At 63.3% G+C, this 22,861-nt stretch carries 22 protein-coding genes; 13 read left to right on the top strand and 9 right to left on the bottom strand.

Annotated elements, in window-relative coordinates; all coding sequences use genetic code 11:
* Positions 1–84 precede the first annotated feature (84 nt).
* Positions 85–807 carry an NAD-dependent protein deacylase gene (locus tag BN2154_RS11120; protein WP_050618840.1) on the bottom strand — a complete coding sequence of 241 codons (723 nt, stop codon included), beginning with the start codon at positions 805–807 and terminating at the stop codon, positions 85–87.
* A gap of 310 nt (positions 808–1,117) precedes the next feature.
* Between BN2154_RS11120 and BN2154_RS11125 the strand changes: the two genes are divergently transcribed.
* On the top strand, positions 1,118–2,896 hold the full coding sequence (locus BN2154_RS11125; RefSeq protein WP_050618841.1) for a Na/Pi cotransporter family protein: 1,779 nt from the start codon (positions 1,118–1,120) through the stop codon (positions 2,894–2,896).
* A 53-nt stretch (positions 2,897–2,949) separates the two neighbouring features.
* Here the strand turns inward: BN2154_RS11125 and BN2154_RS11130 are convergent, their stop codons facing one another.
* Positions 2,950–3,729, bottom strand: coding sequence for a hypothetical protein (locus BN2154_RS11130; RefSeq protein ID WP_050618842.1), 780 nt, complete (start codon positions 3,727–3,729; stop codon positions 2,950–2,952).
* 228 nt (positions 3,730–3,957) lie between these two features.
* Here BN2154_RS11130 and BN2154_RS11135 point away from each other — a divergent pair, with 228 nt between their 5' ends.
* The 3 genes from BN2154_RS11135 (at position 3,958) to BN2154_RS11145 (ending at position 6,287) form a co-directional block, all read left to right on the top strand.
* A complete protein-coding gene (locus BN2154_RS11135) occupies positions 3,958–4,371 on the top strand; it encodes a NusG domain II-containing protein (RefSeq protein WP_050618843.1) in 414 nt (137 codons plus the stop codon).
* Positions 4,372–4,382: 11 nt separating this feature from the next.
* Positions 4,383–4,907 carry a Gx transporter family protein gene (locus BN2154_RS11140; RefSeq protein WP_050618844.1) on the top strand — a complete coding sequence of 175 codons (525 nt, stop codon included), beginning with the start codon at positions 4,383–4,385 and terminating at the stop codon, positions 4,905–4,907.
* 90 nt (positions 4,908–4,997) lie between these two features.
* The gene (locus BN2154_RS11145) at positions 4,998–6,287 is read left to right on the top strand and encodes a polysaccharide deacetylase family protein (protein ID WP_242853747.1); all 1,290 of its coding nucleotides are present in this window, start codon (positions 4,998–5,000) and stop codon (positions 6,285–6,287) included.
* A 65-nt stretch (positions 6,288–6,352) separates the two neighbouring features.
* Here BN2154_RS11145 and BN2154_RS11150 read toward each other — a convergent pair whose 3' ends face one another.
* The gene (locus BN2154_RS11150; protein WP_050618845.1) at positions 6,353–7,549 is read right to left on the bottom strand and encodes an acetate/propionate family kinase; all 1,197 of its coding nucleotides are present in this window, start codon (positions 7,547–7,549) and stop codon (positions 6,353–6,355) included.
* Between the two features lie 159 nt (positions 7,550–7,708).
* Between BN2154_RS11150 and BN2154_RS11155 the strand changes: the two genes are divergently transcribed.
* From BN2154_RS11155 to BN2154_RS11175, 5 genes are all read left to right on the top strand, one after another.
* Entirely contained in the window at positions 7,709–8,875 is a 1,167-nt protein-coding gene (locus BN2154_RS11155) for a tRNA(Met) cytidine acetate ligase (protein ID WP_050618846.1), read from the top strand.
* 232 nt (positions 8,876–9,107) lie between these two features.
* Complete coding sequence (gdhA, locus tag BN2154_RS11160) at positions 9,108–10,457, top strand: NADP-specific glutamate dehydrogenase (RefSeq protein WP_050618847.1); 1,350 nt, start codon at positions 9,108–9,110, stop codon at positions 10,455–10,457.
* A gap of 575 nt (positions 10,458–11,032) precedes the next feature.
* Entirely contained in the window at positions 11,033–12,313 is a 1,281-nt protein-coding gene (locus BN2154_RS11165) for a cation:proton antiporter (protein WP_050618848.1), read from the top strand.
* A 104-nt stretch (positions 12,314–12,417) separates the two neighbouring features.
* A complete protein-coding gene (locus BN2154_RS11170; protein ID WP_050618849.1) occupies positions 12,418–14,043 on the top strand; it encodes an NAD(P)/FAD-dependent oxidoreductase in 1,626 nt (541 codons plus the stop codon).
* A 64-nt stretch (positions 14,044–14,107) separates the two neighbouring features.
* On the top strand, positions 14,108–14,563 hold the full coding sequence (locus BN2154_RS11175; RefSeq protein ID WP_050618850.1) for an AlbA family DNA-binding domain-containing protein: 456 nt from the start codon (positions 14,108–14,110) through the stop codon (positions 14,561–14,563).
* Positions 14,564–14,622: 59 nt separating this feature from the next.
* Here the strand turns inward: BN2154_RS11175 and trxA are convergent, their stop codons facing one another.
* The 5 genes from trxA to BN2154_RS11200 form a co-directional block, all read right to left on the bottom strand.
* Positions 14,623–14,940: a thioredoxin gene (gene trxA / locus BN2154_RS11180; RefSeq protein ID WP_050618851.1), complete on the bottom strand. Its 318-nt coding sequence runs from the start codon at positions 14,938–14,940 to the stop codon at positions 14,623–14,625.
* Positions 14,941–14,961: 21 nt separating this feature from the next.
* The gene (locus BN2154_RS11185; protein WP_050618852.1) at positions 14,962–15,831 is read right to left on the bottom strand and encodes an NAD(P)/FAD-dependent oxidoreductase; all 870 of its coding nucleotides are present in this window, start codon (positions 15,829–15,831) and stop codon (positions 14,962–14,964) included.
* The gene (locus BN2154_RS11190) at positions 15,789–16,127 is read right to left on the bottom strand and encodes an ArsR/SmtB family transcription factor (RefSeq protein WP_050618853.1); all 339 of its coding nucleotides are present in this window, start codon (positions 16,125–16,127) and stop codon (positions 15,789–15,791) included. The genes BN2154_RS11185 and BN2154_RS11190 overlap by 43 nt, the downstream gene beginning before the upstream one ends.
* A gap of 133 nt (positions 16,128–16,260) precedes the next feature.
* The gene (locus tag BN2154_RS11195; protein ID WP_050618854.1) at positions 16,261–16,818 is read right to left on the bottom strand and encodes an HD domain-containing protein; all 558 of its coding nucleotides are present in this window, start codon (positions 16,816–16,818) and stop codon (positions 16,261–16,263) included.
* Between the two features lie 33 nt (positions 16,819–16,851).
* Positions 16,852–17,268: a YjdF family protein gene (locus BN2154_RS11200; protein WP_050618855.1), complete on the bottom strand. Its 417-nt coding sequence runs from the start codon at positions 17,266–17,268 to the stop codon at positions 16,852–16,854.
* A 262-nt stretch (positions 17,269–17,530) separates the two neighbouring features.
* Between BN2154_RS11200 and BN2154_RS11205 the strand changes: the two genes are divergently transcribed.
* From BN2154_RS11205 to BN2154_RS11220, 4 genes are all read left to right on the top strand, one after another.
* On the top strand, positions 17,531–18,475 hold the full coding sequence (locus BN2154_RS11205) for a 2-hydroxyacid dehydrogenase (RefSeq protein ID WP_050618856.1): 945 nt from the start codon (positions 17,531–17,533) through the stop codon (positions 18,473–18,475).
* A 100-nt stretch (positions 18,476–18,575) separates the two neighbouring features.
* Complete coding sequence (locus tag BN2154_RS11210; RefSeq protein ID WP_050618857.1) at positions 18,576–20,258, top strand: glutamine--tRNA ligase/YqeY domain fusion protein; 1,683 nt, start codon at positions 18,576–18,578, stop codon at positions 20,256–20,258.
* A gap of 73 nt (positions 20,259–20,331) precedes the next feature.
* Positions 20,332–21,363 carry a threonine aldolase family protein gene (locus tag BN2154_RS11215; RefSeq protein WP_050618858.1) on the top strand — a complete coding sequence of 344 codons (1,032 nt, stop codon included), beginning with the start codon at positions 20,332–20,334 and terminating at the stop codon, positions 21,361–21,363.
* Between the two features lie 20 nt (positions 21,364–21,383).
* Positions 21,384–21,851, top strand: coding sequence for a hypothetical protein (locus BN2154_RS11220; protein ID WP_050618859.1), 468 nt, complete (start codon positions 21,384–21,386; stop codon positions 21,849–21,851).
* A gap of 48 nt (positions 21,852–21,899) precedes the next feature.
* Here the strand turns inward: BN2154_RS11220 and BN2154_RS11225 are convergent, their stop codons facing one another.
* Positions 21,900–22,823, bottom strand: coding sequence for a magnesium transporter CorA family protein (locus BN2154_RS11225; protein WP_238074124.1), 924 nt, complete (start codon positions 22,821–22,823; stop codon positions 21,900–21,902).
* Positions 22,824–22,861 lie beyond the last annotated feature (38 nt).

Genomic DNA, 22,861 nt, shown 5'->3' on the forward strand with positions numbered 1-22,861 from the left:
TATTGAATGTCAATTATTTTTTATTGTTTTTCAATAAATGGCGGCCTACCGACAGCCCCGGCGCAGAACGCCGGGGCTGTTTCTTCAAATCTGGACGGCGCCCAGGATCTCCCCGATGGGGCCGGAGACCACCAGATCGGCCTGCCAGTCCATGGAGGTCGCCCCCTTGTTGATGAGGGTCAGCTTATTCCCCCGGTAATCGTTCACCAGCCCGGCGGCCGGATAGACCACCAGCGAGGTGCCGCCGATGATGAGCATGTCGGCTTTGCGGATGTAGTCCAGCGCCCTCCGCATCACCGTCCCGTCCAGCGCCTCCTCATAGAGCACCACATCGGGCTTGATGACCCCGCCGCAGGCACAGCGGGGCACCCCCTCCGCCTCAGCCACCGCCTCCACCGGATAGAACCGGCCGCACGCCTGGCAGTAATTCCGGTGGACGGAGCCGTGGAGCTCCAGCACCTCCCGGCTCCCGGCCATCTGGTGGAGACCGTCGATGTTCTGGGTGATGACCGCCCGGAGCTTGCCCGCCTGCTCCAGCTCGGCCAGCTTCCGATGGGCCATGTTGGGCTTGGCCCACAGGGCCAGCAGCTTTTTTCGGTAAAAATCAAAAAATTCTTCGGTGTGGGACGCATAAAAGCTGTGGCTCAGCATGGTCTCAGGCGGATACTGGAACTGCTGATGGTACAGCCCGTCCACGCTGCGGAAATCGGGGATGCCGCTTTCGGTGGATACGCCGGCCCCGCCGAAAAAGACGATGTTGTCGCTCGCGCTGATCCATTCCTGCAAGGTTTCCTGTTCCTTTGTCATGGGTCCTCCTCCTTCTCTGGTCTGGAGATTGACGGCTGATCTGCTGTTCTTTATTTTACCCTCTTTTTTCCAAAAACACAAGAGGGCATCCGGACCCCTTTGCCGCCCACGCTGATTATTTGACGGATTTCATGCAGAAACTTTTTGCCTTTTTGGCCGAAATGTAAAATTTACGTCAAGTGCTTTACATAGGATTTACGCGGCGAAAAAAGGCGTATATAATCTATACTGGTTTTATAGGGACCTAAAATTGAATCCTGCAAATTTCGGCCGCTCAACTTTGACAACTTGTCAGATTTGGAGGAAACTTGTGAACGCAACTGATGTGATCACCCTGATAGGTGCAATCGCGACCTTCCTGTTCGGCATGTCCACCATGACCGACGGTCTGGAGAAGCTCTCCAGCGGTCGGTTGGAGGGTATTCTGGAACGACTGACCAGCAACGTGTTCAAGGGAGTCCTGCTTGGCGCTCTGGTCACGGGTCTGATTCAGAGCTCCGCCGCCACCACCGTAATGTGCGTGGGCTTCGTCAATGCCGGCATCATGAAGCTGCCCCAGACTGTGGGAATTATCATGGGCGCCAACATCGGCACCACGGTCACCGCGCAGCTCCTCCGGCTGGGCGACATTTCGTCCGACAACGTCTTTTTGGCCCTGCTCAAGCCCTCGATCCTGGGCCCTCTGCTGGCAGCGGTGGGCATCGTGCTCTTCATGTTCCTCAAGGGGAGCAGCCGCAGGCAGATCGTGGGCCAGATCCTGCTGGGGCTGGGCCTTCTGTTCATCGGCATGAAGACCATGGAAAACGCCGTCTCCGGCCTCCAGGAGCTCCCCGCCTTCCGCGAGCTGTTCGTCGCCTTTTCCAATCCCCTGCTGGGTATTCTGGTAGGCGCCGCCGTCACCGCCCTGATCCAGAGCTCCTCCGCCTCCATGGGCATCCTGCAGGCGGTCAGCTCCACCGGCGTGGTTTCCTTCCATATTGCTATCCCCCTTATTATGGGCCAGAACATCGGCACCTGTATCACCGCCCTTCTCTCCGCCATCGGCGCCAGCAAAAATGCCAAGCGGACGGCCATGGTTCATCTCCTGTTCAATATCATCGGCACACTGTTCTTCCTCGTGGTGCTGTATGCAGGCAACGCCCTGTTCCACTTCCCCTTCTGGGGCGACGTCATGAACCGCGGCTCCATCGCCAACCTGCACCTGGGCTTCAACGTAGCCTGTACCCTTCTGCTGCTCCCCTTCAACCGGGTGTTGGTGAAGATCGTGGAGACGCTGGTCCCCGGCGATACCGGGACCATCGACATCAACCCCCTGGACGAGCGTTTCCTCTCCTCCCCCGCCGTGGCTCTGGAGCACGCTCGCGCCGCCGTCATCAATATGGGTACCATGGCCCGGGACAACTACCGTCTGGCCGTGGAGCTGCTCTCCGACTATGACGACAAAAAGCTGGAGCGGCTCCATGAGACCGAGTCCGCCATCGACAAGCTGGAGAACATGCTGGACAGCTATCTGGTCAAGCTCACCGACCGCGCCCTCACCCAGTCGGAGAGCAATCTGGTGTCCGAGCTGCTCCACACCCTCACCAACTTTGAGCGGATCGGCGATTACTCGGTCAATCTGTCCGAGTCGGCCACCGCCCTCCACAGCCGGGACATCGCCTTTTCCCCCGTGGCCAGCCGCGAGCTGCGGTACCTCACCGACGCCGTGGGCAAAGCCGTGGACACCACGCTGGCCTGCTACGCCGGCCGGGATCACGCCCTTTCCATGCAGGTGGAGCCGTTGGAAGAGGTGGTGGATCTGATGGAGGACACCTTGAAAAACCGGCACATTGAGCGGCTGAAATCCGGCGCCTGCACCATCGAGCTGGGCACGCAGTTTCTGGAGCTGCTCATCAATCTGGAGCGCATTTCTGACCACTGCTCCAATGTGGCCATGCTGATCCTCCGCTCCACCACCCCCGCCAAGGAAAACCTACCTGACAACCACACCTACCTCAAGTATCTCCACTCCGGCGCCTCAGCCGAGTTTGAAAAGCTCTTCGCCCAGTATCAGGAGCAGTATTACGCCCCCATTCGCAAGGAGGCGTGAAGACACACAAAAAAGCGGCGCCCGGCAGTAGCCGGGCGCCGCTTTTTTCCCAATCACATGAGCTTGACGGTGAAGTAGACTGCCAGTACGAAGATCCAAGCCACCAGTGCGAACATCAGGTAGTAGGCCGCCGCAGCGCCCAGGATCAAAGCCGCCGCCAGGGCCGCCGCCACCACGGCACAACTGACATAGAACAGGGCGTAATTGGCACCGTGGCCCAGGACCCGGATACGCTTTTCCCCGCGCTTGAGCATTCCCTCCGCCTGCTGGAGCCGCCGGGCCAGCAGCACCGCCGCCACCAGTATCACCGCCACCACGGCGAAATAGCCATAGACCACCACTGCGTGGCCGCCGCCCGCCTTGCGGAAGAGCCAAAGCCCGACCAGGCCCAGTGCCGATAAAACGGTGATGGCAAAAAATTCCCGCTGGTAGAGGTAATACACCAGCGCCAGCACCGCCACGGCCGGGACCAGGGTACACATGAGCTGGATGCCGGCCCCCTTGAATCGGAACGCCGCCAGGCATCCCAGAGCCAGAGCTCCGAAAACGCCGGTCAGCAGCCCGGGGATCAGGCCGCTCCGCTTCTTTTTCAACCCTGTATACAGCCAGACCGCGCAGACCACCGTCAGCACCGCCAGCGCTGCAATCATCACGGGCAGGGCCTTATGGATGTTGCTCATGAGCGTGATGCCGCTGACGTTATAATTGATATAATAGCGGTTAAGCAGCAGCAGCAGGAGTTCAACGACCACTGCCCCGCCAAACCAGATCAGGGTCCGGTTCAGGACGACATCCTCCTTCTGGTTCCGCGCCGCTTGCTTCTGTTTATCCATGGGTTCATCTCCTAGTCGCTTTCGTCCGGCGCATACCGCACCAGTCTAACAGGCAGTATTTTATCAGAATTTGCCCTGTTTTGCAACTAGAAAATACTTACCGCTCCCGGCGCCAGTTCCTTCCTGTCATCGGAGCTTTTCAAGCGCGCCGCTTCGTGATACAATAAAAAAGTCTATGATCCCGGCTTTACCGGGGTCAAATTGTGGATTTTGATGTGAGGCATACCGATGAAACACGCTGGAACTCCCCCCGCGGCTATCCGTGTCCGCCCCACCCCCTGGGACGGCCTTGTGGCGCTGGCCGTGGCGGCCTTCGCGCTTCTCCTGCTCTATCTTTTTCGTCCGGCCCCTGGAAACTTTTTGACCGCCACAGTCGTCTTAAATAACGAGGTCATCGCCCAATACCCCCTCTCTTCCCTGTCCGAACCCGTCACCCTGTACCTGGAGGAGCTGGACTATCCCCTCACGATTCAGGCGGAGCGGGGCCGCATCCGGATCTCAGAGAGCTCTTGCCCCGGCGAGGACTGCGTCCACACCGGCTGGGTGTCGGTTTCCGGCGGGCAGATCGTCTGCCTGCCCAACCGCCTCATCATCTCCGTCACCGGCTCGGAGGCCCCGGCCGTGGACGGCGTGACCGGTTAGGAGGGCCCGTGATGTATCCTGCTTCCGCCCTTTCCACGCGCCGCCTCACCCGCTGCGCGGTCCTGACCGCCCTGGCCCTGGCCCTGTCGGTAACCGAGGGGCTCTTCCCCCTCACCGTGCTGGTGCCCCTGCCCGGCCTGCGGCTGGGTCTGGCCAATCTGGTCACCATCTACGCCCTGTGCACCATGTCCGGCCGGGAGGCCCTGCTCATCTTGGTGGCCCGGTGCCTGCTGGGCGCGCTGGTGGGCGGTAATCTCTCCGCCCTGGCCTTCTCCCTGGGCGGCGGGCTGCTGGCCTTTGGGGTCATGTGGCTGCTGGTCCGCTGCCGCCGTCTGTCCCTCTTCGGCGTCTGCATTGCCGGCGCCGCCGCCCACAACACCGGCCAGGTCCTGGCCGCCATGGCCGTGCTGGCCTCTCCCGCCCTGCTGGTCTACCTGGCTCCCCTACTGCTGGCCTCCCTGGTCACCGGAGCCGTCACCGGCGCGGCCTCCATTCTGCTGGTCCGAAGGGTCCCGCCCCCCGACGGAAAACCTTAATCTTTTTGTCATTTCTTTGTGATGCATGTTACCGCCCGTTTCCTGTAAGATAACAGGGACAGAGATCGAACGCTAGGAGGAACCCCGCCCATGTGCATGAGAACAAACCTGAAACGACTGTTGGCCCTGACACTGACCCTGACGCTGTTCACACCGCTGGCCGCCTGCAAGAAAGCCCCGCCCGCCGGCAGCGGTACACCGGACACCCCGCCCGTCTCCGCAACCCCGGAGCCCACCGCCTCCGCCGAATCTTCCCCAACCCCCGCCGCGGACCCCTACGACGCCGTCAGGACCTACTGGTCTGAGGACCAGCTCACACAGTCCTGGGGCCCGGACCAGGTGGTGGAGCACCTGTTCTTCCACCCCATCATCGCCTATCCCCAGTACGCCTTCCATGAGAGCCCTCTGCCCGAATCCCAGCGCATCGGTCTGGACGACTGGATGGTGACGGTAGACGAGTACAACAAGATTTTGCAGAGCGTCTATGACAAGGGCTATATTCTGGTGGCCATGGAGGACGTCTGGAGCGAGGTCACCGACGAGAGCGGTACCCATATGGTCCGCAACACGCTCCGGCTCCCCGAGGGGAAAAAACCTCTGATCATCTCCTTTGACGACGTGAACTACTATGAGTATATGCTGGAGGGGGGCTTTACCTCCAAGCTGGTGGTGGGGGACGACGGCCAGATCTGGGCCGAGTGCACCGACCCCTACACCAAGGAGACCTTCCTCACTCAGGACCTGGACGCCACCACCATCCTGGACCAGTTTATCCTGGAGCACCCCGACTTCTCCCTCAACGGAGCCAAGGCCATCTTCTCTCTCACCGGCTACCAGGGCATCCTGGGCTATCGGACCCAGAACGACCGGGACATCAAGGCCGACGACCCGCGCCGGGCGGAGTTTGAGGCCTACCGCCAGAGTGAGATCGACGCGGTGATGCCGGTGATCCAGCGTCTGAAGGAGACCGGCTGGACCTTCGGCAGCCACACCTGGGGGCATATCAACCTGTCCGCCAAGTCCATGGAGGTGGTCAAGACCGACACCGAGCGCTGGGCCGAGGAGGTGGGCAGCCTGGTGGGCCCCACCAGCATCCTGTTCTATCCCCACGGGGCGCGGCCCGACGGGGACAACGACGTAACCCAGACCGGCCCCATGTTCCAGTACCTCCAGAGCATGGGCTTCCGGGTCTTCGCTTCGGTGGGTGTCGAGTCCTACTCCAAGATCAAGACGGACATCTCCGCCGTCATCTGCGACCGGCTTCACCCCGACGGCAAGACCCTACGCAGCGGCCGGGAGCGGGAGCGGTATCTCCAGTTCTACGACGCCAAGGACATCATCGACCTGGGTGTGCGCCCCGACCTGGGGGTCACCTGGTAAACCTGTGATGCGAAAAGGGCCCGCGCTCCATTGCGAGCGCGGGCCCTTCGTGGTTCCTGTGCAGTTTACTTGCCTACGATCTCGGCGGTATCCATGGCGATCATGAGCTCCTCGTCGGTGGGGATGAGCAGCACCTTCACCTTGGAGTCGGCGGCGGAGACCACCGCCTCGTGGCCGCGGGTGTTGTTGGCCTCGGCGTCCATCTTCACGCCCATGAACTCCAGGCCGGAGGCGATGGCCATCCGGGTGACGGCGTCGTTCTCGCCCACGCCGGCGGTGAACACGATGGCGTCCACCCCGCCCATGGCGGCGGCGTAAGCGCCCACCAGCTTCTTCACGCTGTACTGGAAGGAGTCCAGGGCGAGCTGGGCGCGGTCGTTGCCGGCCTTGGCGGCCTCCTCCAGGTCGCGGAAGTCGGAGGATACGCCGGAGATGCCCAGCACGCCGGACTTCTTGTTCAGCACGTTCAGCATCTCCTTGATGTCCATGCCGTACTTGTTCATCAGGTACTCCAGAATGCCGGCGTCCAGGTCGCCGGAGCGGGTGCCCATCGGCACGCCGGCCAGGGGGGTGAAGCCCATGGAGGTATCCACGCTCCTGCCGCCGTCGATGGCGCTGACGGAAGAGCCGTTGCCCAGGTGGCAGGTGATGATCTTCAGCTCCTCAATGGGCTTGCCCAGCAGGGCGGCGGCCCGGGCGGAGACATAGCGGTGCGAGGTGCCGTGGAAGCCGTAGCGGCGGACCTTGTCCTTCTCATAATACTCGTAGGGCAGGGCATAAATATAGCTCCTGGCGGGCATCGTCTGATGGAAGGCGGTGTCGAACACGGCCACCATGGGAGTGGAGGGCATAACGGCCTGGCAGGCCTTGATGCCGGTGATGTTGGCGGGATTGTGCAGGGGGGCCAGAGGGATGCACTCCTCCAGAGCGGCCATCACGTCGGCGTCGATCCGGGCGGAGGCGGCAAACTTCTCGCCGCCGTGGACCACCCGGTGGCCCACCGCGTCGATCTCGGACATACTCCGGATCACGCCGTGCTCGGCGGAGGTCAGGGCGTCCAGCACGGACTGGATGGCCTCGGCGTGGGTGGGCATGGCAATCTCAAACTCCAGCTTCAGGTCCTTGGCGGGGACCTTGTGGGTCAGGCGGCCGTCGATGCCGATGCGCTCACACAGGCCCTTGGCCAGCACCGTCCGGGTGTCGGTGTCCATGAGCTGGTACTTCAGAGAGGAACTGCCCGCATTGATGACGAGGACTTTCATGTTACTATCCGCTCCTTAATTTGTATAGTTTGGGCTTCGGCCCTTGCAGAATCGTTCCGGTTCCGCTAAAATTGCAAGTATATTCTAGACCATTCCGCTGGAAAGAACAACCCACTTTTTCGATGAAATTCAAAAAAATCTACACTTTTGGGGGCTGACATGAACATCTCCGGCATTATTGCTGAATACAATCCCTTCCATTCCGGCCATGCCCGGCAGATTGCTGAGACCCGCCGGCTGCTGGGTGAGGACGCCGCCGTGGTCTGCGCCATGAGCGGAAACTGGGTCCAGCGGGCCGACTGCGCCATCGCTGACAAGTGGACCCGGGCGGCCGTGGCCCTAAAGGGCGGCGCCGACCTGGTGCTGGAGCTGCCCACCCCCTGGGCGATCTCCTCCGCGGAGCGCTTCGCCCGGGGTGCGGTGGAGGTCCTCTCCGCCGCCGGAGTGGTGAGCCATCTCTCGTTCGGCAGCGAGTCCGGCTCGCTGGAGGAGCTTCGGGCCGCCGCCGTCTGTCTGGACTCCCAAGCCTACCCCTCCGCCCTGCGCCGCGCCCTCGACCAGGGGCTCCCCTTCCCCGCCGCCCGGCAGGAGGCCGTCCGCGCCCTCATCGGCCCGGCGGCCGACGTTCTCTCCGCCCCCAACAACAACCTGGCGGTGGAATACCTGCGGGCCCTGCCCGGCTCCATGGAGGCCGTCGCCATCCCCCGGACCGGGGCGGGCCACGATCAAGCTCCGGCGGCGGGCTTTGCCTCGGCAAGCTGGCTGCGGGGCCGGCTCCGCGCCGGGTACCCCGATGCCGCCGCCCCCTATCTCACCGGCCCCTGGACCTGGGAGACCGCCGACCTGGTCCGCTGTGAGCGGGCCATCCTGGCCCGACTCCGCTCCATGACTCTGGAACAGGCCGAGGCTCTGCCCGACAGCGGCGACGGCCTGGCCGCCCGGCTGCTGGCGGCCGGAAAGGCCGCCACCACCCTGGAGGAGGTCTACGCCCTGACCAAGACCCGCCGGTACACCCACGCCCGGGTCCGGCGGCTGGTGCTCTGGGCCTTTCTGGGCCTCACCGCCGCCGACCGCCCGGAGCATGTCCCCTATCTGCGGGTGCTGGGCTTCAACGACCGCGGCCGGGCGGTGCTGCGGGAGATGTGGAAACATGCCCGGCTGCCCATCCTCACCAAGCCCGCCCACGTCCGCACCCTCTCCCCCGCCGCCCGGCGGCTTTTCGAGCTGGAGGACCGCTGCACCGACCTCTACGGCCTGTGCCTGCCCACAGCGGCTCCCGGCGGCCGCGAGTGGACGACAAATCCCGCCATTTTGCCCGTCAAATGAACTATGCATCTTCCTTTGCTGCATCGGATGCGGCATTCTTCCGCCATATGAGAAAAATTCTGCAAGTTTCCATTTTTTTGTTGCATTTTTACCCAGATAGGCGTATAATACCCCCAACAATTTTCCGTGGGGGGCGGAATCGGCCGCACCCAGTGCAGCAGCGCACAGGATTTTATATTTTAAGGTGGGCGTGTCCACGGAAACGCGCCGCCAGGCAAAGGGGTTTGGCAAGATGACATTTACCAACAGCTATCTGCAGGAAGTGTACGCGGACGTAGTCCGCAAGGACCCGGATCAGAAAGAATTCCTCCAGGCCGTCCGGGAGGTGCTGGAGTCCCTCCAGCCTGTGGTGGAGCAGCGCCCCGAGCTGGTCAAGTCCGGCGTCATCCAGCGCATCGTGGAGCCGGAGCGCAGCCTGCTCTTCCGCATCTCGTGGGTGGACGACAAGGGCAACGTGCAGGTGAACCGTGGCTATCGCGTCCAGTTTTCCACGGCCATCGGCCCTTCCAAGGGCGGCCTGCGCTTCCATCCCAGCGTCAACCTGAGCGTCATCAAGTTCCTGGGCTTTGAGCAGATCTTCAAGAACAGCCTCACCGGCCTGCCCATGGGCGGCGGCAAGGGCGGCTCCGACTTCGACCCCAAGGGCAAGAGCAGCAACGAGGTCATGCGTTTCTGCCAGTCCTTCATGACCGAGCTCCAGCGCCACATCGGCCCCGACACCGACGTGCCTGCCGGCGACATCGGCGTGGGCGCCCGGGAGATCGGCTATCTGTTCGGCCAGTATAAGCGCATCCGCAACGAGTTCAACGGCGTCCTCACCGGCAAGGGCATCAGCTACGGCGGCTCCCTGGCCCGGACCGAGGCCACCGGCTACGGCCTGTGCTACTTCACCGAGGAGATGCTCAAGGCCAACGGAAAGTCCTTCCAGGGCCAGAGCGTGGTGATCTCCGGCTCCGGCAACGTGGCCATCTACGCCAACCAGAAGGCCACCCAGTTGGGCGCCAAGGTCATCGCCATGAGCGATTCCAACGGTTATATTGTGGACCAGAACGGCATCGACTATAAGGTCATGCAGGAGATCAAGGAGGTCAAGCGGGACCGTATCAAGACCTATCTGGACTATGTGCCCACCGCCCAGTACGTGGAGGGCTGCTCCGGCATCTGGAGCGTACCCTGTGACATCGCTCTGCCCTGCGCCACGCAGAACGAGCTGGACGGCGTAGCCGCCCAGCAGCTTGTGAAGAACGGCTGTTTTGCCGTGGCCGAGGGCGCCAATATGCCCTCCACCCCCGAGGCCATTGAGATCTTCCAGATCAACGACGTGCTGTTTGGGCCCGCCAAGGCGGCCAACGCCGGCGGCGTGGCCACCTCCGGTCTGGAGATGAGTCAGAATTCCATGCGTCTGTCCTGGTCCTTCGAGGAAGTGGACCAGAAGCTCCACGGCATTATGACTAACATCTACCACAACGCCGCCAAGGCCGCCGAGGAATACGGCATGCCCGGCAACCTGGTGGCCGGCGCCAATATCGCCGGCTTCATGAAGGTCGCCGACGCCATGATCTGGCAGGGTGTCAGCTACTAAACAGCCTGTCGGTGACCGGGGCCCCATCGCGGATGGGGCGGCGCGCAGCGCCGTCAAGCGTCCTGCACAGCAGGACCTTGGCGCAGGGCGAATTCATTTCGCCCGAGCAGGTCAGACCGGGTCCCCAAAGTGCCTATGCGCTTTGGGCCATGCCGACGCCATGATCTGGCAGGGCGTCAGCTACTAAACAGCCCGTCGGCGACCGGGGCCCCATCGCGGATGGGGCGGCGCGCAGCGCCGTCAAGCGTCCTGCACAGCAGGACCTTGGCGCAGGGCGAATTCATTTCGCCCGAGCAGGTCAGACCGGGTCCCCAAAGTGCCTATGCGCTTGGGGCCATGCCGACGCTATGATCTGGCAGGGCGTCAGCTACTAAACAGCCCGTCATGCCTGCTCCGTCCGGGTCGCAGCGGCCGGGAATTTCAACTGAATCTATATCTAATGGGTCTCCAGGCCGCTGCCGCGGCCTGGAGACCCATCTCGTTCTGCCGCCAAGGCAAAACTTTTCGGCGTTTTTGCCCTTGCATTCCATTCGGGAATGGTCTAGAATGAGTCCCTCAACAAAGGGGGTAATCGCATGGATTCCTATCTGTTCCTGGTCCAGCTTTCGGCCATCCTCCTGTGCACAAAGCTGCTGGGCATCCTCACCAAACGGGTGTCCCTACCGCAGGTGGTAGGCGCCCTGATCGCCGGTCTTCTCCTTGGCCCCGCCTGCTTTGGCCTCATTCCCGACACCGCCTTCCTCGACGAGGTGGCGGAGCTGGGCGTGATCACTCTGATGTTCACCGCCGGGATGGAAACCGACCTGGACGGCCTGAAGCGTGCTGGAAAAGCCGCCTTTATCATTGCCCTCATCGGCGTTCTCCTCCCCTTGGTGATGGGGTTTGCCGCGGCCGCACTCTTTAATCGCGGTGAGTTCCTTCAGAATCTGTTCATCGGCGTGGTCCTGACCGCTACCTCGGTCAGCATCACGGTCGAAACCCTGAAGGAACTGGGCAAGCTCTCCACCCGTTCGGGCAATGCCATCCTGGGCGCGGCCCTGATTGACGACGTGCTGGGCATCGTGGCCCTCACCATTGTCACCTCCCTGTCCGGCAAAGGGGGCGGCCTGGGCCTGGTGCTTCTGAAAATCGCGCTCTTTTTTGCCCTGAGCGTTCTGGTGGGCTTTGTGCTCCACCGTCTGATCAGTCTCTGGTTCTCCCGCTGGAACCGCGACAAACGCCGGTTCCTGATCGTGGCTTTTGCCTTGTGCCTCCTCTATGCCTATCTGTCCGAGGTCTATTTCGGCGTGGCCGATATCACCGGGGCCTACATTATGGGGATCATCTTTGCTAACACGCCCAGAGTCACCTATCTACAGGACCGCTTCGACACGCTGTCCTGTATGCTGCTCTCCCCTGTCTTCTTCGCCAGCATCGGCTTGAAGGTGGCGCTGCCCGAGATGAGCGCTTCCATCGTCCTCTTCGCCCTACTTCTGGTCCTGGTGGCCCTGGTGAGCAAGGTGGTGGGCTGCGGCCTGGGCGCCCGGCTGTGCGGATACTCCACCAAGGATTCCCTCCAGGTGGGCGTCGGCATGATTTCCCGGGGCGAGGTGGCTCTGATCGTGGCAAACAAAGGCATCTCCTCGGGACTGATGAAGGAGGACTTCTTCGGCCCGGTGGTACTGGTCGTCATCGCCACCACCGTCATCACGCCCATTCTTCTGAAGCTCGTCTACCGGGGCAGCAAAAACGACTACTCCGACCTGGAGGAGAGCGCGCTGCTCGACCGCTACGAGGACGCCTCGTCCTATGATAAGGCCTCGCAGATGCTGCTGGAGGACCACGTCAACCTGCTTCCTCCAAAGGAGAAAAAGTAATCCAAAGGCACGGGAGCCGCCGCAAGGCGGCTCCCACTCCTTTTTTATCCGGACGGACTGTTCCCCCGCCCATTTTTCTGGTATACTACCTCTCAGGTGATAACATGATACGAATCAGCAATCTTCCCCTCCCCGTGGACGGGGACCTGGAGCAGCTCCGACGCAAGGCTGCCCGGCTGCTGGGACTCCGCCCGGCTCTGGTCCGGGACCTGACCCTGACCCGCCAGTCCATCGACGCCCGGAAAAAAACCGACGTCCACTACGTCTGCACCGTGGAGCTGTCTGCCGACCACGAGGAGGACCTGGTGCGCCGTGCCAACCGCAAAAACATCGCCCTGTTTCAGCGGCAGCCCTATGTCTTTCCCGCCGCCGCCCGGACCTCCCCCCTGCCTCCAGTGGTGGTGGGCATGGGCCCGGCGGGCCTGTTCGCCGCCCTGTTCCTGGCCCGGGCGGGGCTGGCCCCCATCGTATTGGAGCGGGGCCGCCCGGTGGAACAGCGCGCCGCCGATGTAGCCGCCTTCTGGTCCTCCGGGGTGCTGGACCCGCTCTCCAACGTCCAATTCGGGGAGGGTGGCGCAGGCACCTTTTCCGACGGCAAGCTGACCACGGGCACCCACGACGGCCGCATCTCCGCCGTGCTGGAGGCCCTGGTGGAGCACGGCGCGCCGGAGGACATCCTCTGGTCCCACAAGCCCCACATCGGCACCGACGTGCTCCGCCAGGTGGTGAAGCGCATCCGGGCCGAGCTGCTGGCCCGGGGCTGCGACGTCCGGTTCGAGCACCGGCTCACCGGCCTGCGGCAAAAGGACGGCCGGCTGACCGGTCTCACCGTGGCCGCCCCCGGGGGGCCCTACGACCTGGAGGCCGACGCCCTGGTGCTGGCCCCCGGCCACTCCGCCCGGGACACCTTCCGGATGCTCTTCGAGGCCGGGGTCCCCATGGAGCAGAAGCCCTTTGCCATCGGCGTGCGCATCGAGCACCGGCAATCCGACGTCAGTCTGGCCCAGTTCGGCCCCGCCTGGGAAAAGCTGCCCCCGGCGGACTACAAGCTGGCCTGCCACCTGCCCAACGGCCGCTCGGCCTTCACCTTCTGCGTCTGCCCCGGCGGCGAGGTGGTGGCCGCCGCCTCCGAACCCGGACGGCTGGTGACCAACGGCATGAGCGGACGGGCCCGGGACGGGGAAAACAGCAACGGCGGGCTGCTGGTGGGGGTGGCCCCGGCCGACTTCGGCAGCCCCCATCCGCTGGCGGGCATGGAGTTTCAGGCAGTTTGGGAGGAACGGGCCTTCGCCCTGGGCGGCGGCGGGTTCTACGCCCCCGCCGCATGTGTGGGCTCATTCCTGGCAGGGACGGCTCCCACCCTCTCCCCTTCCGTTAATCCCACCTACCGCCCTGGGGTCGTCCCGGCGGACCTGTCCCGCTGCCTGCCCGGCTTCGTCACCGATACCCTCCGGGGTGCGCTCCCCCTGCTGGGGAAAAAGCTCCGGGGCTTCGACGCCCCCAGCGCCCTCCTCACCGGGGTGGAGACCCGCTCCTCCTCCCCGGTGCGCATCCTCCGGGGCGAGGACCTCCAATCCCCCCTCCGGGGCCTTTACCCCTGCGGCGAGGGCGGCGGCTGGGCCGGCGGCATCGTCAGCGCGGCCGTGGACGGCATCCGGGTGGCCGAACAGATCGCCGCCGGTTCACGCCTCCCCCCGGACCCATTGACAAGCCCGCCCCATTCGGGTTAAGATGAGGTCAGAATGGCCCAGGCCCGCGCCGCGCCTGGGCCGCTGCAGGCAGGAGGCAGACGCGATGCTGGACCTGAACCACATGGAGCAATACCGGGAAAACAACCGCCTGGAGGCCAAGCTGGCCACCGGCGGGCTGCCCCACAGTCTCTGGGAGACCTACTCCGCCTTTGCCAACAGTTACGGCGGGGTCATCCTGCTGGGCGTGGAGGAGCTGCCCGACCACTCTCTTCGGGTCCATGGGCTGCTGGAGCCCCACGAGATGGCCGACGAGCTCTGGTCCATGCTCAGTGACCCCAAGGTGGTCAGCGCCAATATCCTCCGCCGTGACCAGATCTGGGTGGCGGGCACCGACTATGGCTCGGTGGTGGTCGTGGAGGTCCCACCGGCAGAGCGGGACCAGCTTCCCGTCTATCTGGGCGGCGACCCCTTCACCGGCTCCTATCGCCGGGCCTGGGACGGCGACTACCACTGCACCCGGGCCGAGGTGGTGGCCATGCTGGGCGCCAAAGAGCACTGAGAGACGAACATCCGCCCGGAGCTGCCTGTGCAGCTCCGGGCGGATGTGTTTTGTCCTCCTTACAGGTTGGCGTCCAGCACCTGGGTGTAGGCCCCGGCGGGCATGACGCCTACCTTGCGGCCAATCTCCTTACCGTCCTTAAAAAAGACCACGGTGGGGATGCTCATGACTCCATAGCGGGCGGCCAGACCCTGGTTCTGGTCCACATCCACCTTGGCCACCACGGCCTTGCCGTTGTACTTGCCGCCCAGATCCTCGATGACGGGGGCCAGCATCTTGCAGGGGCCGCACCAGGTGGCCCAGAAGTCCACCATGGCCAGAGGGGCGGAGGTAATCTTGGCGTCGAATTCAGACTCGTTGAGATGTAAGACAGACATAATTTTTTCTCCTTTTCTTCGTTAATTGGAATTGGTTTTGTCGGTGTGAAGTGCGTCCACATATTCGGCGGCCTTTTGGCCGGCCACCAGCCCTTCCCCCGCCGCCTTGGACAGTTGGAGGGGCTCCCCCGTACAGTCGCCGCAGGCGAAAATGCCCGGCAAGTTGGTCTGCATATCCCGGTCCACCGCCACATACCCCCCCTCCAGGGTCAGGCCGGGCAGCAGATCGGTGGGCGCCACGGCGTGGCGCAGAAGGAACACCCCGTCGCAGGGAATCTCCCGTCCGTCGGCTTGCAGGGCGGCGACGGCGCTGCCGCCGGTGATCTCCATCCGGGCGGCCTTTACATAGGGGATGGCGGGGTCCAGCCCCGCCGGGGGCCGCGGGGATACGTAGGTCACACGACAACCCAGGCCGTGGAGGAAATTGGCCTCTTCCGGCGCGTCGGGGGCCAGGCCCACCACCGCCACCGGGCGGTTTCGGTAGAGCATTCCGTCGCAGGTGGCGCAGTAGCTCACCCCCCGTCCCAGAAATTCCGCCTCGCCGGGATATTTCCGGCCGCGGGAGACCCCGGTGGCTAGAATCACCGCCCGGGCCTCCTCCATGTCGCTGCCGATGCCGATATAGTTTGTGCCTTCCATCGGCATGATATTCAAGGCCCGTCCGGCCCGGAACACCGTCCCCATGGCCTCGGCGTGGCTGTGGTAGGCCTCCAGCAGCTCCGGGCCCGTCCGGCCCGGCATCCCCAGGTAGTTGTCCACCCACTCCGCCTTATACAGAGGGCTCTCCCGGTAATCATTGGTGACCACCAGCACGGATTTGTTCCGCGCCCTGGCGTTGACGGCGGCGCTCAGCCCTGCCGGGCCGCCTCCGATGACGGCAATGTCGTACAATTATAGTCCTCCCTTTCATCGCCGAACAGGGCCGCCACCAGGTTGGCGGCATCCGGGTCGGACACCTCGTAGTACATCTCGTTGCCCGACCGCTCGCACCGGACCACCCCCGCCGCCTTCAGGCGCATCAGATGCTGGGAGATGGTGGACTGGGACTGCCCCGTGCCCGCCTCCATGCAGCGGACGTTGTGGCATCCCCCCACCAGCAGGCCCCGAACGATCTGCAGCCGCAGAGGATGGGCCAGTGCCTTGAGCAGTTCGCTTTTCGCTTCGTACAATTCCCGGCTCTCTTCCATGCCCCACGCTCCCTTCCCTTGTTCTAATATTATTATATTCTAATATTCAGTTTTGTCAATACTCTTTGCAAAAAAATTTTGGGACGCCGGGGACCTCCGGAAAGGTCCCGGGACTTTTCCGGAGGGCTTCGGGCTACTTTCCCAGCTTTTCCAGCGTATCCTGGCGCAGCGCATCCCGCAGAGCCCGCAGCCAGGGAAATTCGGCGGCGTTTTCGGCGCCATAGTCCAGTTGAAGCTGGCGCTCCAGCGGCGTCCAGGTATCCAGGGGGGCCTCGTTGTGCTGGAGCACGGCCTCCAGCTTGTCCAGGGCCTTATAGACCCTGGATTCGGGAGTCTCGAACGCATCCATCTCGGCAAAGAGGGCGGTCAGCTCTCCCCGGAGCGGCTCCGGCAGCGGCGCGAGCATCCCGGCCACGGCCTCGGTCTCGGCCGCTTCGTCGGCGCCGGTCTTTTCAAAGGAGGGAATGTCCCCGGTGACTGCCTCTCCAAAGTCGTGGATAAGGCACATACGCAGCACCTTGTCCATATCCACCCCGGGCAGCTCGTCCCGCAGCAGCAGGGCCATCACCGCCAGCCGCCAGGTGTGGGCCGCCACCGTCTCGTGCCGCCCGGTGGAGGTCCAGGAGTGGCGGGTATTGCACTTGAGCCGTTCCAGTATGTGCAGAAAATCCAGAAATACACGCTGTGTCATGTTCACTGCTCCTTGTACGCACAGGGGCCGCGGTCAGCGGCCCCTGTGCTTCTGCTTTTTCTTCTCCTGGCGGAGCTGGAACTTCCGCTTCTCCTCCGCCTCGTCCCTGGCGCGCCGCGCCGCCTTTCGCTCCCGGCCGCCCTGCTCCCGCTGGAGCCGGAGGGCCTGCTGGGCCTTGGTGCCCACGCCCCGGTTTTCCAGGGCGGAGGCCGCCGTCCGCTGCCGCCGTTTGGGGTTTCCCCCGTCGGTCCGCATCCGGGCCGCCACGGCCGGGCTGAACACCAGCCCCCGCCAGCAGGACAGCAGGAGCTCGTACATCTGGCCGTCGGTGGGCTCTCCGCCCAGAGTCAGCTTGCAGGCCGACAGCCGGCCGTTCTCCTCCCGCTCCAGAACGCAGACCCAGAAGGGGTCCTCAAAAAAGACGGTCACCCGCGCTTGCGCCTGTTCCATATGCAGTTGTCCTCCCATAACAGAAACTCACGGAGAACGGACGACCCTGGGAGGGAAGGTTACTGACGGCGCGGCGGGCGGGACGGTCCCCCTGCGCCGCGGCCGGACTACCAACCGGCCTGTGTTTTGATCTCCGCCCCTTTATTCTACGGCGGGTTTCTTCTCCGGTCAAGGGATTTCGCATTGCTTTCCGGTCCGGCTTCTGTTATAGTAGTATTGGCCAAAATTGGTAGTACAAATCGGGAAGGGAGTGTACAATTTCATGAATACCAGGACAGTCGTGCTCAACGGAGCCAAGATGAACTATGACGGCAAGCTGGACTTTTCCATCCTCTCCGATGCGGTGACGGTCTACGACGACACGGCCCAGGACCAGGTGCTGGAGCGGGTGGCGGGCTGCGGCATCGTGGTGACCAAGGAGATGCCCGTGGGGGCGGAGCTCCTCGCCCGATTCCCCGACTCCGTCTATCTGCTGTGCGAGGCGGGCACTGGCTACAACAACATCGACCTGGCCGCCGCCCGGGCCAGGGGCATCACCGTGTGCAACATCCCGGCCTATTCCACCCAGCGGGTGGCCCACACCGCCGTCATGCTGCTGCTCAACCTGGCCTCGTCCATGCGCCGGCAGCTCGACATGCTCTCCAGGGGAGATCGGAGCAACTTCACCGGCCACCTCCAGTGCCCCCATGCAGAGGTCAACGGCAAGACCCTGGGCGTCATCGGCGCGGGCCACATCGGCAAGGAGGTCATCCGGGTGGCCCGGGCCCTGGACATGGAGGTCCTGGCCTACAGCCGCACCCCCAAGGACGACGGAGTGTGCTATGTGGGGCTGGACGAGCTGCTCTCCCGCAGCGATTTCGTCTCCCTCCACTGCCCCCTCAGCGACCAGACCCGCCACCTCATCAACGCCGATACCCTGGCCAAAATGAAGCCCACCGCCTGCCTCATCAACACCTCCCGGGGCGCTCTGGTGGATGAGCCCGCCCTCATCGCCGCCCTGCAAAACGGCGTCATCGCCGGAGCCGGCCTGGACGTGCAGGAGACCGAGCCTCCCGCCGCCGACAATCCCCTCTATGACATGGATAATGTCATCCTGACCCCCCACATGGGCTGGAAGGGTCTGGAGACCCGTCAGCGCCTGGTGGCTCTGCTGGCCGGGAACATCCGGAGCTATCTGGAGGGCCGGCCCATCCATGTGGTGAGCTGACGAGCGAAAAACCTCACTCTTTCGAAGAAAGCATTGCATTTTCCTATGGCAGAGGTTAAAATAGGAAGGCTATGAAGCAATTACGAAGGAGTGAAACGACATGCCAGAAGAACGGAACCCCACCATGACCCAGAACTTCATCCATGACTTCATCGACGAGGATATCGCCCAGGGTGGTCAGTTCCAAGGTATGACCGTCCACACCCGGTTTCCGCCCGAGCCCAACGGCTACCTCCACATCGGCCACGCCAAGGCCATTTTCGTGGATTTCGGCACCGCCGAGAAGTATCACGGACTGTGCAATCTCCGCATGGACGACACCAACCCTACCAAGGAGGACGTGGAATATGTGGAGGCCATCCAGGAGGACATCCACTGGCTGGGCTATGACTGGGGCGACCGGTTCTATTTTGCCTCCGATTACTTTGACCAGATGTATGCCTACGCCGTAGAACTCATCAAGAAGGGCCTGGCCTACGTCTGCGAGCTGACTCCCGAGGAATTCAAGACCCACCGGGGCGACGTGGGCACCCCCGCCACCTCCCCCTGGCGGGACCGGAGCGTGGAGGAGTCCCTGGACCTGTTCGCCCGGATGAAGGCCGGGGAGTTCCCCAACGGCAGGTACACCCTGCGGGCCAAGATCGACCTGGCCTCCGGCAACTTCAACATGCGGGACCCGGTCCTCTACCGCATCAACCACATGCACCACCACCGGCAGGGGAACAAGTGGTGCATCTACCCCATGTACGACTTCGCCCACCCCATTGAGGACGCCCTGGAGGGCATCACCCACTCCCTGTGCTCCCTGGAGTTCGAGGATCACCGGCCCCTCTACGACTGGGTTATCGCCAACTGCCCGGTGCCCTCCAAGCCCCGGCAGATCGAGTTTGCCCGGCTGGGCATCAACTACACCGTCATGTCCAAGCGCAAGCTGCGCCAGCTCGTGGAGGAGGGCAAGGTCTCCGGCTGGGACGACCCCCGGATGCCCACCCTGTGCGGTCTGCGCCGTCGGGGCTATACCCCCCGGTCCATCCGGAACTTCTCCGAGCGCAACGGCGTGAGCAAGGCCGCCTCCACCGTGGAGTTCGCCTTTTTGGAGCACTGCCTGCGGGAGGATCTGAACGAGACCGCCCAGCGGGTGATGGCGGTGCTGCGGCCCATCCGGCTCACCGTCACCAACTACCCCGAGGGGCACAGCGAGACCTTCCAGGTGGAAAACAACCCCAGCCGCCCCGAGGATGGCACCCGGGCCGTCACTTTCTCCCGCCACCTGTATATCGAGGCGGAGGACTTTCTGGAGACCCCGGTACCCAAATATAAGCGTCTCTATCCCGGCGGCCCCGAGTGCCGCCTGAAGGGGGCCTATCTGGTCCATTGCACCGGCTGCGTCAAGGACGAGGCAGGCAACATCGTCGAGGTCCTGTGCGAGTACGACCCCGACAGCCGCGGCGGAGACCCCGCCGACGGCCGCAAGGTGAAGGGGGCCACCATCCACTGGGTGGACGCCGCCACCGCACTGGACGCCGAGGTGCGGCTTTACGACAACCTATTTTCCGACGCCGACCCCGACGGCGGGGACAAAAACTTCCTGGACTGCCTGAATCCCGGCTCTCTGGAGGTGCTCTCCGGCGCCAAGGTGGAGGCCGGCCTGAAAGACGCCGCCGCTCCCGCCTCCTTCCAGTTCCTGCGCCAGGGCTACTTCTGCGTGGACAACAAGGACTCCCGGCCCGGACACCTGGTCTTCAACCGCTCGGTCAGCCTAAAGGACTCTTTCAAATTCTGAGTACGACCGGCGGCGGGGCCATGGCTCCGCCGTCGGCCTTTCAGTTCAATCAACAGACAGAAGGGAATCGGATATGAAGTATCTCTTTCGCAACGACTACTCCTTCGGGGCGCATCCCAAGGTACTCACCGCCCTGGCAGAGACCAGCATGGAGGGCAACACGGGCTACGGAGAGGACGGCTACTGCAAGCGCTGCGCCGACCTGATCCGCGGCCTGTGCAACTGCCCCCAGGCCGACGTGCAATTCCTCATCGGAGGTACCCAGACCAACTTCACCGCCATCGCCGCCTTCTTGCGGCCCTGGGAGGGGGTCATCGCCGCCGACTCCTCCCACATCAACGGCCATGAGGTGGGCGCGGTGGAGGCCACCGGCCACAAGATCCTCCCCGTCCCCACCGGACCGGACGGCAAGATTACGCCAGAGCAGATCGCCCCTATCCTGGAGCGGCACAAGGACCCCCACCTGGTCAAGCCCCGGCTGGTGGAAATCGCCGACGCCACCGAGAGCGGCATGGTATACACCAAGGCGGAGCTCACCGCCCTGTCCCAATTCTGCCGGGAACACGACCTGCTTCTCTTCCTGGACGGCGCCCGGCTGGGCTCCGCCCTGGCCTCTCCGGCCAGCGACCTGACCCTGCCCGACCTGGCCGAGCTCACCGACGCCTTCTACATCGGCGGCACCAAGAACGGCGCTCTCATGGGCGAGGCGCTGGTTATCGCCAATCCCGCTCTCCAGCCCGACTTCTTCCGCATCAAAAAGCGGCTGGGCGCAGTGCTGGCCAAGGGCTGGCTGCTGGGCGTCCAGTTTGAGGCTCTGCTGCAGGACGGCCTCTATTTCGAGATGGCCCGCCACGCCAACGCCATGGCCGCCCGGCTCCAGACCGGCCTGAAGGCCCTGGGCTGGACCTTGATGGTGGACTCCCCCACCAACCAGATCTTCCCCGTCATTCCTAACACGCGCAAATCCGCGCTGGACCAGCTCTGCGCCTATGAGGATTGGTGCCCCGGCCCCACGCCCGACACCACCGTCATCCGTTTCGTCACCTGCTTTGCCACCACGGCCGAGGACGTGGACGGCTTTCTGGCCGCGGCGGCCAAATTCTGAACAGACAGGGAGGACCCCATATGAACGCCCTCTGCCGCCTGAGAGAATCGCTCCCCGACATCGTCTACCGCATCGCGCAGATCCTGGAGATCATCGTCAGCATCATTGTCGCCCTGGCCATCATCCTGTCCTTCTACACCGTCCTTGTGGAGCTGGATCTGATGGTCAACGACCCCGCCGTGGGGCTCCACGACTTCCTGGGCACCGCCTTCAACGTGGTCATCGGCATCGAGTTTTTGAAAATGCTCTGCCGCCACAGCGTGGGCTCGGTGGTGGAGGTGCTCCTCTTCGCCCTGGCCCGCGGACTGGTGGTGGATCACGGCACGCCGGTGTCCAATCTCATCACCGTAGGCACCATCGCCCTATTGTTCGTGGTCCGCAAATTCCTTTTCATCCCTGGCCTGGACGACAAGCACCACCATGAACACCGCCATGGGCACCAGAACGGCTGTCCGACCCAGGAGCCCGCAGGCGCGGGCCGGCACTGAGCATATGGAAAACGGCGCACCGCTATGCGGTGCGCCGTCTGTTTTTCTTCAGAACAGGTCTTTGATCTTCAGCACGATGCCGACCACCACGATGGCCACGACCGCCACCACCAGTGGGAACCACCAGAACTGGTCCAAAGGCAGGTTGGCCACGTTCATGCCGTAAAAGCCGAAAATGATGTTGGGCAGAGTCAGCAGGATGGTCAGAGAGGTCAGCACTTTCATGATGACATTCAGATTGTTGGAAATCACCGACGCAAATGCGTCCATCATGCCGGAGATGATGGAGGAGTAGATGTTGGCCATCTCGATGGCCTGCCGCACCTCGATCAGCACGTCCTCCAGCAGGTCGTGGTCCTCCTCGTAGAGGGTGATGATGCGCCCCCGGAGGATCTTCTCCAGCGTGACCTCGTTGGCCTTCAGCGACGTATTGAAATAGACCAGGGATTTTTCCAGGTCCAGAAGCTGGATGAGCTCCTTGTTCCGCTGGGATTTATAGAGCTGCCGCTCCATGTAGTTATAGATCTTGTCAATCTGCTTCAGGTACTGAAGGAAGCGCTTGGCCACCCACAGCAGCAGATAGAGGATAAAGCTGGTTTTCTTCTGGGTCTCGGCGTTTTTCACCAGCCCGTCCTGAAAGTCCCGGATGATGGAGGACTCCTTCAGGCAGACCGTGATGATGCACTTCTCCGCCACGATGATGCCCAGGGGCAGAGTGGAATACACCACCGCCTCGCCCTGCTCCACGGAGGGCAGGTCGATGATGATGAGGGTCTGGCCGTCCTCGGTATCAATCCGGGAGGTCTCCTCCTCGTCCAGGGCGGCCCGGAGAAAGCCCGGGTCGATGCCCAGCAGGGCGGTCACGGTATTCATCTCGTCCTCGGTGGGGTAGGTCAGGTTCACCCAGCAGCCGTCCTCCACCTTGTCCAGCTTGGTCATTTTTCCGTCAATGGTCTTGTGGATGCTTAACAATGGTCATCACGCCTTTCCCGGCGCGTCACCGTGGCTGA

Source organism: Intestinimonas massiliensis (ex Afouda et al. 2020) (genome assembly GCF_001244995.1).
GTDB classification, from domain to species: Bacteria; Bacillota; Clostridia; order Oscillospirales; family Oscillospiraceae; genus Intestinimonas; species Intestinimonas massiliensis.

What these genes read in the sequence shown, in the direction of transcription:
- BN2154_RS11120 (WP_050618840.1), bottom strand. Translation starts at nt 807, where the DNA reads ATGACAAAGGAACAGGAAACCTTGCAGGAATGGATCAGCGCGAGCGAC.
- BN2154_RS11130 (WP_050618842.1), bottom strand. Translation starts at nt 3,729, where the DNA reads ATGGATAAACAGAAGCAAGCGGCGCGGAACCAGAAGGAGGATGTCGTC.
- BN2154_RS11135 (WP_050618843.1), top strand. Translation starts at nt 3,958, where the DNA reads ATGAAACACGCTGGAACTCCCCCCGCGGCTATCCGTGTCCGCCCCACC.
- BN2154_RS11140 (WP_050618844.1), top strand. Translation starts at nt 4,383, where the DNA reads ATGTATCCTGCTTCCGCCCTTTCCACGCGCCGCCTCACCCGCTGCGCG.
- BN2154_RS11145 (WP_242853747.1), top strand. Translation starts at nt 4,998, where the DNA reads ATGTGCATGAGAACAAACCTGAAACGACTGTTGGCCCTGACACTGACC.
- BN2154_RS11150 (WP_050618845.1), bottom strand. Translation starts at nt 7,549, where the DNA reads ATGAAAGTCCTCGTCATCAATGCGGGCAGTTCCTCTCTGAAGTACCAG.
- BN2154_RS11155 (WP_050618846.1), top strand. Translation starts at nt 7,709, where the DNA reads ATGAACATCTCCGGCATTATTGCTGAATACAATCCCTTCCATTCCGGC.
- gdhA (WP_050618847.1), top strand. Translation starts at nt 9,108, where the DNA reads ATGACATTTACCAACAGCTATCTGCAGGAAGTGTACGCGGACGTAGTC.
- BN2154_RS11165 (WP_050618848.1), top strand. Translation starts at nt 11,033, where the DNA reads ATGGATTCCTATCTGTTCCTGGTCCAGCTTTCGGCCATCCTCCTGTGC.
- BN2154_RS11170 (WP_050618849.1), top strand. Translation starts at nt 12,418, where the DNA reads ATGATACGAATCAGCAATCTTCCCCTCCCCGTGGACGGGGACCTGGAG.
- BN2154_RS11175 (WP_050618850.1), top strand. Translation starts at nt 14,108, where the DNA reads ATGCTGGACCTGAACCACATGGAGCAATACCGGGAAAACAACCGCCTG.
- trxA (WP_050618851.1), bottom strand. Translation starts at nt 14,940, where the DNA reads ATGTCTGTCTTACATCTCAACGAGTCTGAATTCGACGCCAAGATTACC.
- BN2154_RS11190 (WP_050618853.1), bottom strand. Translation starts at nt 16,127, where the DNA reads ATGGAAGAGAGCCGGGAATTGTACGAAGCGAAAAGCGAACTGCTCAAG.
- BN2154_RS11195 (WP_050618854.1), bottom strand. Translation starts at nt 16,818, where the DNA reads ATGACACAGCGTGTATTTCTGGATTTTCTGCACATACTGGAACGGCTC.
- BN2154_RS11200 (WP_050618855.1), bottom strand. Translation starts at nt 17,268, where the DNA reads ATGGAACAGGCGCAAGCGCGGGTGACCGTCTTTTTTGAGGACCCCTTC.
- BN2154_RS11205 (WP_050618856.1), top strand. Translation starts at nt 17,531, where the DNA reads ATGAATACCAGGACAGTCGTGCTCAACGGAGCCAAGATGAACTATGAC.
- BN2154_RS11210 (WP_050618857.1), top strand. Translation starts at nt 18,576, where the DNA reads ATGCCAGAAGAACGGAACCCCACCATGACCCAGAACTTCATCCATGAC.
- BN2154_RS11215 (WP_050618858.1), top strand. Translation starts at nt 20,332, where the DNA reads ATGAAGTATCTCTTTCGCAACGACTACTCCTTCGGGGCGCATCCCAAG.
- BN2154_RS11220 (WP_050618859.1), top strand. Translation starts at nt 21,384, where the DNA reads ATGAACGCCCTCTGCCGCCTGAGAGAATCGCTCCCCGACATCGTCTAC.